This is a genomic window from Lysinibacillus sp. NPDC097868, assembly GCF_044761135.1.
Classification (GTDB): Bacteria; Bacillota; Bacilli; order Bacillales_A; family Planococcaceae; genus Lysinibacillus.
In genome coordinates this window covers 2,236,447-2,249,993 of sequence record NZ_JBIWBS010000001.1, presented here as the reverse complement: position 1 = coordinate 2,249,993, position 13,547 = coordinate 2,236,447, and the positions used below count along the sequence as shown (strand labels likewise).

At 37.7% G+C, this 13,547-nt stretch carries 14 protein-coding genes; 12 read left to right on the top strand and 2 right to left on the bottom strand.

The genetic code is table 11. From position 1 onward, the window contains the following. Nucleotides 1–110: 110 nt before the first annotated feature. Entirely contained in the window at nt 111–359 is a 249-nt protein-coding gene (locus ACIQXJ_RS11135; RefSeq protein ID WP_024362357.1) for a ferredoxin, read from the bottom strand. Between the two features lie 105 nt (nt 360–464). On the opposite strand from ACIQXJ_RS11135, the gene ACIQXJ_RS11130 reads away from it, so the two are divergent. The 7 genes from ACIQXJ_RS11130 to ACIQXJ_RS11100 all read left to right on the top strand — a co-directional run bounded on the left by ACIQXJ_RS11130 (nt 465) and on the right by ACIQXJ_RS11100 (nt 7,943). After that, entirely contained in the window at nt 465–1,493 is a 1,029-nt protein-coding gene (locus tag ACIQXJ_RS11130; protein WP_403053341.1) for a YpbB family protein, read from the top strand. Beyond that, nucleotides 1,494–2,936: a RecQ family ATP-dependent DNA helicase gene (locus ACIQXJ_RS11125; RefSeq protein ID WP_403053338.1), complete on the top strand. Its 1,443-nt coding sequence runs from the start codon at nt 1,494–1,496 to the stop codon at nt 2,934–2,936. A gap of 88 nt (nt 2,937–3,024) precedes the next feature. Continuing rightward, entirely contained in the window at nt 3,025–3,741 is a 717-nt protein-coding gene (locus ACIQXJ_RS11120; RefSeq protein ID WP_403053335.1) for a LysM peptidoglycan-binding domain-containing protein, read from the top strand. A 159-nt stretch (nt 3,742–3,900) separates the two neighbouring features. Next, the gene (locus tag ACIQXJ_RS11115; RefSeq protein ID WP_403053332.1) at nt 3,901–4,656 is read left to right on the top strand and encodes a metallophosphoesterase; all 756 of its coding nucleotides are present in this window, start codon (nt 3,901–3,903) and stop codon (nt 4,654–4,656) included. Between the two features lie 145 nt (nt 4,657–4,801). Then, nucleotides 4,802–5,764, top strand: coding sequence for a YpdA family putative bacillithiol disulfide reductase (locus tag ACIQXJ_RS11110; RefSeq protein ID WP_403053329.1), 963 nt, complete (start codon nt 4,802–4,804; stop codon nt 5,762–5,764). Nucleotides 5,765–5,836: 72 nt separating this feature from the next. Further along, a complete protein-coding gene (locus ACIQXJ_RS11105) occupies nt 5,837–6,397 on the top strand; it encodes a glycerol-3-phosphate acyltransferase (RefSeq protein ID WP_403053326.1) in 561 nt (186 codons plus the stop codon). A gap of 4 nt (nt 6,398–6,401) precedes the next feature. Beyond that, the gene (locus tag ACIQXJ_RS11100; RefSeq protein ID WP_403053323.1) at nt 6,402–7,943 is read left to right on the top strand and encodes an aminotransferase class V-fold PLP-dependent enzyme; all 1,542 of its coding nucleotides are present in this window, start codon (nt 6,402–6,404) and stop codon (nt 7,941–7,943) included. A 71-nt stretch (nt 7,944–8,014) separates the two neighbouring features. On the opposite strand, the gene ACIQXJ_RS11095 is transcribed toward ACIQXJ_RS11100, so the two are convergent. Continuing rightward, a complete protein-coding gene (locus ACIQXJ_RS11095) occupies nt 8,015–8,983 on the bottom strand; it encodes an asparaginase (RefSeq protein WP_403053321.1) in 969 nt (322 codons plus the stop codon). 82 nt (nt 8,984–9,065) lie between these two features. Between ACIQXJ_RS11095 and prsW the strand changes: the two genes are divergently transcribed. The 5 genes from prsW to cmk all read left to right on the top strand — a co-directional run bounded on the left by prsW (nt 9,066) and on the right by cmk (nt 13,486). Beyond that, complete coding sequence (prsW, locus tag ACIQXJ_RS11090; RefSeq protein WP_173478441.1) at nt 9,066–9,740, top strand: glutamic-type intramembrane protease PrsW; 675 nt, start codon at nt 9,066–9,068, stop codon at nt 9,738–9,740. Between the two features lie 98 nt (nt 9,741–9,838). Beyond that, a complete protein-coding gene (sleB, locus tag ACIQXJ_RS11085) occupies nt 9,839–10,681 on the top strand; it encodes a spore cortex-lytic enzyme (protein ID WP_403053318.1) in 843 nt (280 codons plus the stop codon). A gap of 16 nt (nt 10,682–10,697) precedes the next feature. Then, nucleotides 10,698–11,981: a PepSY1/2 domain-containing protein gene (locus ACIQXJ_RS11080; RefSeq protein WP_403053315.1), complete on the top strand. Its 1,284-nt coding sequence runs from the start codon at nt 10,698–10,700 to the stop codon at nt 11,979–11,981. A gap of 87 nt (nt 11,982–12,068) precedes the next feature. Continuing rightward, the gene (locus ACIQXJ_RS11075) at nt 12,069–12,728 is read left to right on the top strand and encodes a flagellar brake protein (RefSeq protein WP_403053312.1); all 660 of its coding nucleotides are present in this window, start codon (nt 12,069–12,071) and stop codon (nt 12,726–12,728) included. A gap of 83 nt (nt 12,729–12,811) precedes the next feature. After that, a complete protein-coding gene (gene cmk, locus ACIQXJ_RS11070; protein ID WP_403053309.1) occupies nt 12,812–13,486 on the top strand; it encodes a (d)CMP kinase in 675 nt (224 codons plus the stop codon). Nucleotides 13,487–13,547 lie beyond the last annotated feature (61 nt).

The window sequence follows — 13,547 nt, the reverse complement described above, 5'->3', positions numbered from 1 at the left end:
TTCATTTGAAATTACCTATACTCACTCTATATCTTAATATCAAAATATAAATAAAACTCATACAAAAAGGCATCCAATGAAGGATGCCTTTTTTTAGTAATGGTGTTTTACTATTCGAATTTTAAAGAGTCGCCATCAAAAGGTTCATCAGCCACTTTGATAGAATCTGTTGGGCAACCTTCAAAAGCGTCTTGCATGTCTTCTAGTAGATCTTCTGGAACTTCAGCAGTTCCCATGTTATCATCTAAAATAACGAAGGCAATTCCTTCATCATCATAATCATAAATATCGGGTGCTGCGGCTCCGCATGCGCCACAAGCGATGCATGTATCTTTATCAACAATTGTGTATTTAGCCATTTCTTTCTCTCCTTTTACGATGGTCCTACAAAGCTTCATACTCATTTTAAAGATGTTTAACTTACATTTCAACCTAATACTATTAAATTGGAGGAATTTGCTTCAATGTTTTATCAAATTTTATTGCAAATCTTTCAAAAACTTAATAATGAACGTACAGTTTCTGCAGCTTATCATATCCTTAGAGGAAAGCGCTCAGGTCAGACAATCCAAGATGTTGGACTGTTTCAGCTACATAACTATTTTGGATTACTTCCCAAGTTACCGCGCGCGACATTTGACGAGGCTGTAGCAACTTTTTTGCAATATAGTTGGTTAAGTATGCAGGAATCTGGTCATTATTCCATGAAAAAGCTAGGTTTACAGCGCGCAGAGCAAACATCTACTTTTTTATTTGACGGCTGGCATTATCGAGGAAATGAACATGTATTTTTTGCTCGTCTTTCTTTAGTTGTGCAAAGTCTGTCTTATCAAAAAGAGGGGATTCGTTCATTTTCACCTATTAGTAAGGATGCCCAAGTTCAATCATGGGTACGTAATTTTTTGCAGGACTATCAGTATCAATCAGGAAAATTGCAAAAACAACTACTGGAAGAGTGCCTTCGTGTATTAACTACTTTACCTGTATCAGATAGTAATAAACAACTCGTTCTTTACCGATTAAGTGGCCATAGTTTACCTGGTTGGACATGGCAGCAGCTTTCTAATGAACGTAAAGAAACTGTGCTTGATAGTCAATTAGCATTTATCGAATTACTACATACATTAATGAATGAAGTGCATGCAACAAATAATTACCCGTTACTTGGCCAAATGGCTGAGGAACTTCGCGTTAAAGCATTGTTGACTGATTCTGCACAACAAACGGCCATTTTATATGAACAAGGATATTCAATTGACCAAATTGTGCAAATAAGAAAATTGAAACAAAGTACGATTGAGGATCATTTAGTTGAGTTAGCGATGAATGAACCGAACTTTTCTATTGGCCCATTCGTCTCATATAAAGAAGCGGAAAAAGTTTGGCAGGCTTCCAAGCAATACCAAACGAAAAAATTAAAGGCATTGCACGAAGTAGTAAAAGATATGAGTTATTTCCAGCTGAGACTTGTCCTCGCGAAAGGGGAAGTATAAATGGAATTAGAGCAAACATTAGCTAAGCACTTTGGCTATACAACATTTCGACCAGGTCAAAAGGAAGTAATTGAAGCAATTCTTGATGGAAAAGATGTAATTGCGTTATTGCCAACTGGCATGGGTAAATCACTGTGTTATCAATTGCCAGCATATCTATTGCAAAAGCCGGTGTTAATCGTGTCACCTTTATTGTCTCTAATGCAGGACCAGGTAGAGCAACTTAAACGTTTTGGCGAAAAAAGAGTAGTAGCATTAAATTCATTTTTAGCAGCAGATGAAAAACGATATGCACTCCATTTTTTAGAACAGTATCGCTTTATTTTTACGTCACCAGAAATGCTTTTGCAACAACAGGTGCAGGAAAAACTAGCGAAAATGTCATTAAGTCTCATTGTAGTTGATGAAGCGCATTGTATATCGCAGTGGGGATTTGATTTTCGTCCCGATTATTTGCGAATTGGTGACTGGTTTTCGCGAAACAATCGCCCACCAGTGTTAGCTTTGTCAGCGACTGCAACCCAAAAAGTAGTAAAGGATATTCATACTACACTTTCGCTGAACGCCCCGTTTGAATTTATGTATAATGTGGATCGTCCTAATATTCATCTTGGGCGTGTTGGATTTGAGGATAGGGCTGATAAGGCAAGATGGATTTTAGAGCATGTCAAAAAAACAGCTGGACCAGGTATTTTGTATATGTCATCACGTAAACGTGCAGAGCAATATTGTGAAACATTCATGCAAGCAGGTATTCGGGCTGCCGCATATCATGCAGGTTATAGTGCAGAGGATCGTCAATTTATTCAGCAGCAATTTATTGATGGAGAGCTAGATTGGATTGTGGCGACCAATGCTTTTGGCATGGGTATCAATAAGGCAAATATTCGACAGGTGATCCATGAAACAATGCCAGCCAATGTCGCTAATTATATGCAAGAAATAGGACGCGCAGGTCGTGATGGAAAACCAGCTCTAGCCATTTTACTTTATAGTGATGGTGACGAGGAGCTTGCGAAATTTGTTGTAACAGGCGATTTGCCGTCAGCAAGTCATGTCGACCGTTATCAAGAGCTTGTAATACAACATATCGAGCCATCGCAAATGTTGAAAAATGGTGAGTTGAGTGAAACAGCCTTTCGTGTGCTAGATTACTGGTACCATCAGGAATCTGTTCAGGAAGTGAAAGCGCGACTTAATTATTTTGCACTTGAAAAATACCAGGCAGTTGATGAAATGTTAAAAATTACTCAGACAAAAGGCTGTATTCGTGAGCAGCTTGTCGGGTATTTTGGGCAAAAATTGCAGAAAAAACCTGAAAACTGTTGTGAAAATTGTGGAATCCATTATGATGAAATCAATATAGTACGCGTTAAGGAACAGAAAAAAGTAGAAATGGTTGCTTGGGAAAGTCGATTAAAACAGCTTTTATTAAGCGATTAGACTATAATTGACGGTCATTTACTTTTTTCGCAAAATTCGTCATAATAGAATGATAGAAGAATGCGTAGCAAGGTTGGAGGAAAGTCGAATGAGTAAAGAAGACTATCGTGATAAAATCGAAGAACATCGTCAGTCATTTGAAGAAGAACAACAAGAACAGCAAAATCTATCGAGAGTTTCAAGAATGAATAAAAATGGAAGCAATAACAAAAAGCCGAAAAATACAAAACGAAAATCACCGTTAATGACGATACTTTTTGTTACATTTATTTTAATTCCATTAACTATATTAATTTATTTCGTGCAATTCTATGATCCTGGTAAAACGATTGAGGAAGCCGAAAAGGATACGATGGATTCTGTTGTAGAAATTGATAAGACTGGTAGTAAAGCGGAAGCATCTACATCATCTGATAAAGACAAAGATGATAAAGCAAACGACCAAGCCAAAGAACAGGCACAAAAAGACGCTGAAAAGTTAGCTGCACAACAAAAGGCTGCTGAAGAAGCGAAAAAGGCTGAAGAGGCGAAAAAAGCCGAGGAAGCTAAAGTGGCACAGCAACAGGCTGAGGTAGCAAAAAAAGCAGAAGAAGCTAAAAAAGCTGAGCAAGCACGTAAAGCAGAACAGGAAAAGCAAAATGCTGCAAAAGCAAAAACACATACAGTTAAAGCAAATGAAAACCTATATCGTATTGCATTAAATTACTACGGTGATGGTAGTGAAGCAACGTTAGCGAAAATTCGAGCTGCGAACGGTATGCCTAATGACACTGTATTTGTTGGTCAAGTCATTAAACTACCGTAAGAAAAATGGTGTCATTCTTTGGCAATGATGTTTTTCTAGTATAAAATAAAGGACAATCGTCAACACCAATGAATGGTTGAGGCAAACGTCTGATTAGCAAAGAGGCGATTCTACAGCATAATGAATCGCCTTTTTGCTGTCATAAGGAGAAGTGAGGGAATGATATATATTGGACTATTTCTTTTAATAGTTATCGCCTTCCTACTCTATATGTGGAAGGTCGCGCATGAAAATAATGTGTTGCATCATCAATTATCACTTAAAGGTGAACAAGAAAAGATTCGACTATTTTTTATTTCAGATACGCATTTAAGAAAAATTAATCGTCCAATGATTGAACGATTAAAAGGCACATTTGATGCGGTAATAATCGGTGGAGACTTTGCAGATGGGCGCACACCTATTCAACGTATCAATGACAATCTCGATTTATTGACACCGTTAGGACCTACTTATTTTGTCTGGGGGAATAATGATAGAGAAGTAGGTGAGGAGCGATTTCGAGACATTCTACAACAACACGGTGTCGAAATTATTGCCAATGATGCGGTTTTATTACCTAACAAGAATCGCTTATGGTTAAGTGCGATTGAAGATACTTCTACGAAGAAATATAGTTTTGATGCCGCTTTTGAAAAAGTTGGCGAAAATGATTTAGTTGTTTTTATTTCACATAATCCTGGTGTCTTTGCCAGAGTGCGTGCGAAATTTAAAGCTGACTTAATGATCGGTGGACATTTGCACGGTGGTCAAATAAGAGTTGGACCGTATGGTGTTCATCCGCTTGGTTCTTATCGGGAACGTGACGGTGTGATGACACTTGTGAGTAACGGCTATGGCACAACGCTATTGCCATTCCGTTTAGGAGCGAAACCTGAATGCCATATAATTGACATTGAAATTTCGGGTAAATAAACAACCAATAATGCGTAGAAGGCGTATAATGGAGACGAGAGTTATTTTTAAAAATGTAGATGCCCAATAGAGGGATTGTAATCTGCATGAAAGCGAAGCATCTGTGTTAACTACACTGATGCCTATTTGATAGGAGTGTCAAACAATGCAACAAGTTGATGCAATAATTGTTGGAGGAGGCCCTTGTGGTTTAGCGGCAGCAATATCTTTACAAAAAATTGGTTTGCGACCGATTGTCATTGAAAAAGGAAATATCGTAAATGCCATTTACAATTATCCAACACATCAAACTTTCTTTAGTACGAGTGAACGTTTAGCCATTGGTGACGTACCATTCATTATTGAGGGACGTAAGCCAAAGCGAAATCAAGCACTTGTTTATTATCGTGAGGTAGTGCGCTTAAAAAATATTCAAGTTAACCGTTTTGAAAAAGTCGGAAGCGTTGTGAAAAATGGAGAGATTTTTACGGTAACGACGGATAAGGATGTATATGAAACGCCATATGTTGTCGTAGCAACAGGTTACTACGACAATCCTAACTATATGGATATTCCTGGTGAGGAATTACCAAAAGTTCACCATTACTTTAAAGAAGGACATGAATTTTTTGATACAGATGTCCTTGTAATCGGTGGAAAAAATTCAGCTGTAGATGCAGCATTAGAATTAAACAAGGCTGGAGCTCGTGTCACAGTTGTGTATCGTGGCAGTGAATATTCTCCAAGCGTAAAGCCGTGGGTTCTACCTGAATTTGACGGGGTTGTACGTGGCGGGGAAGTTACAATGCACTTTAATACAAATGTAGTAGAAATTCGTGAGCATGAAGTTGTAGTAAATATTGACGGTCGTGAAGAAGTATTAAAAAATGACTTTGTTTTTGCTATGACAGGCTATCACCCAGATCATTCATTTATTCGAGCGATGGGTGTTACGATTGACGAGGAAACAGGTCGACCATTTTGTCAACCTGACACAATGGAAACAAATGTAGCAGGGTTATTTATTGCTGGGGTCATCGCAGCAGGCAATAATGCCAATGAAATTTTTATTGAAAATGGACGCTTCCATGGTGATTGTATCGCACAAACAATTGCAGACAGAAGTTAAATATAAGAAGCTGTATAGGCGTGACTGCTTATACAGCTTCTTTTAGAATAGAGGCTATAAAGGTGGGGGAAAATGACTTGGTTATATTGGATAATTAGCTATTTTATTGGAAACTTTTTGACTGCTTTTTTCGTTGGAAAAGTATATGGCGTCAATTTGCAGGAGGAACGCAGTAAAAACCTAGGTGCACGAAATGCAGGGAGTGTAATAGGGAAGGCTGCATTTATGTGGACATTTTTTGGGGATTCATTGAAAGGTGTTCTCGTTGTGTTATTAGGAAGTATTTGGCATATGGAACAGTGGGCAATTATTGTAGGAGGCTGTCTTGTTATAATCGGACATATGTATCCCATTTGGCTGAAATTTAAAGGTGGCAAGGGCGTGGCAACATTTATCGGTGTTGGGCTTGCTTTATCACCGACTGTATTTTCCTTGATGATTGTCGGCACAGCAATTGTGTTTAGTGTAACAAGAAGCCTTACACTTGGCATGTTGGGTGGCTTCGTGTTTTACATTGGAGCAATCGTACTAACAGGTCAATTACTGCTATACATACCGATGCTAGTTGCAATTATTTGTATGTTAATTAAGCATACATCCAATATTAAGGAGTCTTTAAGAAGAAGGAAGTGATTTTATGTATTGGTGTAAAGTCGCACAGACAGAAAAGGAATTTGATGCGATCGCGCAGTTGAATTATGAAACCTTTGTTGAAGAAATTCCACAGCATGAACCAAATACGATGAAAAGAAAAGTAGATCGTTTCCATCAAGAAAATACGTATTTAGTTGTTTATAAAGGAACTGAGCTTATTGGAATGTTAGCCTTTCGAGATCAACGACCGTTTTCAATAGATGAAAAAATTGGTGAAGTGGAGCAGTATTTACCAAAGGAAATTTGTACAAAGCTTTGTGAAATTCGCTTACTTGCAGTGAAAAAGCAATATCGTACAGGACGCGTATTATTAAGATTGACACAGGCGTTGAATGCTTTTGCTTATGAAAAAGGCTACTCAGCAGCTGTAATTTCAGGTACTACGCGTGAGGAAAAATTGTATAAGCAAATGGGCTTTACCCAATTCGCACCAGCAGTAGGTACAGCTGAAGCTATGTTTTTACCAATGGTATTAACAAGGCAACAATTTGAACATTCCTTACAACAAAAACTGGCACAAGAAAGTTTTACATTTTACCCAGGACCAGTTAAACAGCAAGGAGCTATTTTGTATTCTGAGATGTCGCACCGATCTCAAGCCTTTCAATCACTATATGAACGTATGCGCAGCAAGCTTTTTGAATTATCAAATGCCACGCATATCGCTACTTTAGTAGGAACAGGGACATTAGCGAATGAGGTGATGCTCGGACAACTCAAGGCACAAAAAGTTGGTCATGGACTTATTTTAACGAATGGGGAATTTGGAGAACGCCTTCACAAGCAGGCTGAGCGCTGGTCATTAGATTTTGACGTCGTTACACAAGAATGGGGAAGCGCATTTGATTTAAAGTCAGTGGAGGCAATATTACAAACGGGTTCCTATCATTGGCTACTCATGGTGCACGGGGAAACTTCAACAGGTACATGTAATGATTTAGAAGGTATTTTACAATTGGTTAAGCGCTATAATTTAAAGCTTTGTGTTGATTGTATTAGCTCATTTGGGGCAATGCCGTTTTCATTAGCTGAATGCTACTTAGCTACAGCGGTGAGTGGTAAAGCGATTGGGGCTCTTAGTGGCTTGTCATTTGTATTTTCCCAACAACTTGTGGAGCCTTCCTCTACTATACCTGCTTACTTGGATTTAGCTAATTATCAACAAGGTGTTATTCCCTCTACGTTACCAGCAGTGCTTATTGGCAATGTAGTAAATGCTTTACAAGCATACCCAGCTCGCTATAGTCAACTACAGCAGCACTATGAAGCGCTGCTGCAGCTACCATTTATGGACTATCGCTTACCAACTACTGCGTATCCAATGATTTTGACATTACAATGTCCAAGGAATCTCACTAATTTATCGACCGATTTAAAATTAAACGGATTATATGTCCATGGAGATAGTGAATATTTACGCAACCGAAATTTTATACAGTTGTCAGTAATCCAACCTGATTTTGAGTTGGCACTAGGTCGCTTACGTGATCTGTTAACTTATTATGAGCAAACAGTAGATGTATAAGCGAACTTATAAATTATGTTTTAATGGCGCTATTTCATGATTTAGTGGCGTTATCGAGAAATTCATAGGACTTACTGGAAAAATTCCTTTAAGTCCAATGGATTTCCTTCTTTATTTAAACCGATTAGCAATTTTAATCGTGCTTTTTGTCCGTTAATGCCTGTCGCAAAAATTGCGCCTAAGTCTTCTAGCATTTTACCACCACCAATGTAACCATATACGCCTTCAGCAATGCCATTGAAGCAACGGGATACAAGCACAACAGGGATACCGCGTTCCAATAGACTTTCAATGCCCTTTACTACTGTTGGTGGAACATTTCCTTGTCCAAGTCCTTCAAGTACAACACCGTCATATTGACAGGCAAGGACAACGTCGAGTAAATCTACTTCCATCCCTGCATAGACTTTCAGCATGGCTACTCGCTTCGCTAAGCCCTGTATGTCTACATATTGGCGACGAATTGGGGCATGATGAAACAAAATGCGTGATTTTGTAATAAGTCCGATTGGACCGTATTGTGGCGATTGAAACGTATTGACAGAACTAGTACTCGTTTTTGTAGTATTGACTGCTAGATGGACTTCGTCGTTCATCACAACGAGCACTCCTTTGTCACGTGCTTCGTCATCTACAGCTACGCGAACTGCTTCAACTAAATTGTAGATGCCATCTGCACCTAACTCATTGGAGGAACGCATCGCACCTGTCAAGACAATGGGAATGGATAAATTGGTTGTTAACTCTAAGAAGTAGGCTGTTTCTTCTAATGTATCTGTGCCGTGTGTAATAACTACACCATCAAATTGTTCAGTTGAAGTTTTTTCCATAATTAAATTACGTAAACTAAGCATTTCTTTTGGTGTAATATGTGGTGAAGGAAGATTAAATGCCTCCACTTCCTTAATAGATGCAAGTGAATCTAGTTTTTTACTTTCTTTTATTAGTGGATTTTCCTTGTTTGGCATAACCGCACCCTCTTCACTCATTGCCATGGAAATCGTTCCGCCAGTATGAATTAATAAAATTGTTTTTCTCATAAAAAATAAATCCCCTTTTAAAAAAATTTTTGTCATTACATGGTATAATGATATCAGTCTACTGTTGAAAGGAGCCGGCAACATGATCATTCTTTTATCAGCTGCCATTGCTCCAGGTCTAGCGCTTTTTAGTTACTTCTATTTGCGCAATCAAATGGCAACGGAGCCACGAAAAACTTTACTTCAAACGTTTTTGTATGGTGCTTTTTTAACATTCCCTATCTTGTTTTTACAGTATGTATTAACAGAAGAAGGGGTTTTTCAATATCTTTATTTACAGGATGTCCTATTTTCAAGTGTCATTGAAGAGTTTTTTAAATGGTTTGTTCTGTTAATAGCGATCTACAATCATGTAGAATTTGATGACCCTTATGATGGAATATTGTACGGTGCAAGTATATCTCTTGGATTTGCTACGATTGAAAATGTATTGTATTTATTTTCTTTTGGTTTGAATACAGCATTCATGCGAGCATTATTACCCGTATCGAGTCATGCTCTGTTTGGAGTAGTAATGGGCTATTATTATGGTCGTGCAAAGTTTTCGAAACATGCAAAGACGAAAGAAATGATTGCGATGGCAATTTGCGCACCCGTAGTATTACACATTTTATACAATACAATATTATCATTTAAAGGACATTGGGTATATTTAATGATACCGTTTATGCTATTTTTATGGTGGTTTGGTTTACGTAAAGTAAAGCTTGCGCATTATCATCTTATCCAACATTTGCATATGCATAAAAAAATATAAAAGCGTAGAAATCTAAAAATGATTTCTACGTTTTTTCTATTTTATAAATGTATAAAAAGTGCTGTTTGTTTCAAGCTATAAAAAAAGGAGTGATGATTGTGCGTTTAATTAGTATACTTTTTGCTTTCCTACTTGCGATTAGTATAGTCTCAATACCACAAAACAACGCAACAGCGTTTAGCGATCAACAAATTACCCGTGGTGCTTATGGAGATGACGTCATTGAGTTACAGGCTAGACTACAATACTTAGGATTTTATAAAAGTAAAATTGACGGGAAATTTGGCTACAACACTTACTGGGCATTACGAAATTTCCAAGAGAAATATGGAATACCAGTAGATGGAATAGCAGGCACAAAGACGAAAAAAGCGTTAGCAGGATATTCAGATTATGATGAAAACTGGGTGAAAGCGCAATTAAAAGCTGGCAATCAGTTTACCTATTATGGTGGTGTTCCACTTGATCAGCAGGTGAAAAGTACTGGTAATACTGGCGGGAATTCTGGTGGTGGCGGTACAGCAAATAATGAAAGCACTGGTAGTAGTAATGGTAATGGTACCGATACACAAATTCCACCAAAGTATACGGAACGTGATTTACAGCTAATCGCCAATGCAGTTTACGGAGAGTCTAGGGGAGAACCATATGAAGGCCAAGTAGCCGTAGCAGCTGTAATTTTAAATAGATTAGAAAGCCCTGATTTTCCTAATACGATTTCGGGTATTATTTTCCAACCTTTAGCATTTACAGCAGTAGCGGATGGACAAATTTGGCTAGAGCCGAACCAGCGTGCAAAAGAAGCGGTTATCGATGCAATGAATGGCTGGGATCCGTCGGAGAATGCATTGTATTACTTTAACCCTAAAACAGCGACAAGTAAGTGGATTTGGTCTCGTCCTCAAATAAAACAAATAGGTGAGCATATTTTCTGTTCATAAGAAAGGAGGAAAATAGATGAGAACAATGCTCGTTATTTTAACAATAGCAGTTATAGGTTTAGGAGCATACAGTATTGATTTACATGGAGATAAAGAAAGTTTACAACGTACAGTGCATGCGCAGTATACAGAAAAACTAACGGATGCCTCAGAAAAATTATCGTACTTACAAAGAGCAGTTTCACAATCCTTGTTATTTAAGGATGAACAGGCAATACACAGTGAGCTTGATTCTATTTGGCGACTTAGCTCTGAAGTGCGTTCATCTATTTCAAATATTCCAATTGGGCAAGAGCTTTCTAATCAATGGCTAGGTTATTTAGGAAGACTTGGTGATGAAGCGAAAAAAACAGCGAAGTCCGGAGATTATGAAGCTTGGCGCGAAAAGATGCCACAAATTTCTACGAATTTGCAAGCTTTATCTGATGAATGGACAACAGCAACTGTTGATTATTATAAGCAAGATGGAAATATGGATGTTTGGATGCGTCAAGTAGACAATAAAAATCCTAATACATCATTTGATAATATTAAGAAGACATTAAAAGATTATGGCGAAAGTGATTTCCCGCTTACATTGAGTGAATCAGATTGGCAAAAAAAATTAGAATTAAAAGCATTACAAGATTCAGTCGTTACGGAAAAAGAAGCTTTAGAAAAAGTAAAATATTTATTCCCGATTATTAAAGATGCTACATTTACTGTAACAAAAAGCAACGATACAGCACCATATCCGTTTTATCACATACAGTTCCACCAAGGTATTCGCTTAGGCTATGTCGACTTAACTGAAAAGGGAGGACATTTACTATCTTATTTAGTTGAACGTCCTGTAGATGAGGCCAAGCTGTCACAAGAGGAAATTATTAAAAAAGCGGAAGAACATTTAAAGAGACTTGAGATGAAAGATGTTGCATTTGTCGAGTCACGTGAAAACCATTTAGCTTGGCATGTTACTTTTGCACGCGTTAATCCAGGTGACAATGCATTAATTTATGCAGATGGCGTTCAGTTAAAAATTGCAAAAGATAATGGTGAGTTACTTGGCGCAAATGCAATGGAATATATACAAGAAGAAGCGATAAAACCACAAAAAGCCATTCCGATTGATTGGAAAACTTTCTTTGATGACAATGTACGTGTAGAAGAAGTAAGAAATATTTATACGGATAACGGACAATTCGAGCAACGACTTTGCTATGAAGTTATTGCAGTTCGAGACGAACAAGCGCAAGAAACATTCCGAATTGTAGTTGATGCGGAAAATCACAATGTGTTAAAAGTAGAATATTTAACTTAAGAATAGAAAAAGCTCCCAGTTCATATAGCCAAAATTTACATCCCATGCAATAATAGGGGTATATATATATTGTTCGGGGAGATGCTCATGGAAATAAAAATTGGTACACTACTACAACTTGAACCTACTTATACAGAACGTATTGAAAAATTCCGCTGTAAAGTGGTTGAACAAAAAGACAATATAGTTTATATTGATTATCCAACAAATGTAATAACTAAAAAAACAGCTTTTTTAATAGATGGTTCAGAATTTAGGGCAACCTTTCGAACAGAAGATAAACAATCCTACGCCTTCAATACAGAAGTAATTGGACGCAAAGCAGGCAATATACCGATGATTATGTTGCATTGTCCTCAAGAGGATGAGTTTATCAAAATTCAACGCCGTGAATATGTGCGTGTTGAGACACCTGTGGATGTGGCAGTTCAATTTAAAGACTATAAATACCAGCTAGTAACAACGGATATAAGTGCAGGTGGACTCGCCCTTATCTTAAAAGGTGATGTAGCCTTTAAAGATGACGATGACATTAAGTTAACGATTGTCTTACCATTTGCCAATGGCGATGTAAATTACGTCGTTACAGATGCAACAGTTGTTCGAATATTTGAAAAAGATGACAAGACAATTGCTACCATTCAGTTAACAGATACGGATGATATTGATCAACAACATATCGTACGTTTTTGTTTCGAAAGACAGCTATTAAATCGCCGTAAAGAAATAAATCCATTCGATGATTAAATTCACAGTGGCCCTCTTGCTCGTAGAGGGCTTTTTTTTATTAGTATGTTACAATATGGTGTGAAAGAAAGTAGGGAAGCATAATGAACAAAAACATTCAAATTGCGATTGACGGTCCTGCAGGTGCCGGAAAAAGCACAATCGCGAAAATCGTTGCAGAATCACTAGGATTCACGTATATCGATACGGGAGCGATGTATCGAGCAGTTACGTATAAAGCAATGCAACAAAACATACATTTAGATGATGAAGCAAAATTAGCAGAAATGTTAGCAGCTAGCTCAATTGAATTAAAGCCTTCTCCTCAAGGTCAACTTGTTTTTTTAGATGGCGAAAACGTATCTGATGCAATTCGCTCCAATGAAGTAACCTCTTCTGTTTCGCAAGTAGCAGCACATGCCAAAGTGCGTGAATTGTTAGTAGCACAGCAGCAAAAACTTGCCGCAAATGGTGGTGTTGTCATGGACGGACGTGATATTGCTACACATGTGTTAAAAAAAGCAGAACTTAAAATTTTTATGTCTGCAACTGTAGAAGAACGTGCAAGACGCCGCTATATTGACAATGAAAAACGAGGGATAGCGTCTTCAATAGAAAAGCTCCAAGAAGATATTGCTTTGCGCGATAAGATGGATAGTGAGCGTGAAGCTTCACCACTGATTCAAGCAGCGGATGCTATTTATTTAGACACAACGGAGCTATCAATTGATGCCGCAGCGCAGGCCATTTTAAAATTAGCACAAGAAAAAATGGTATAAATCCTAAAATTTCAGACATTTTTTGAATTTAAAGGATTTATTTTTGTCTTTGTCTTCAATA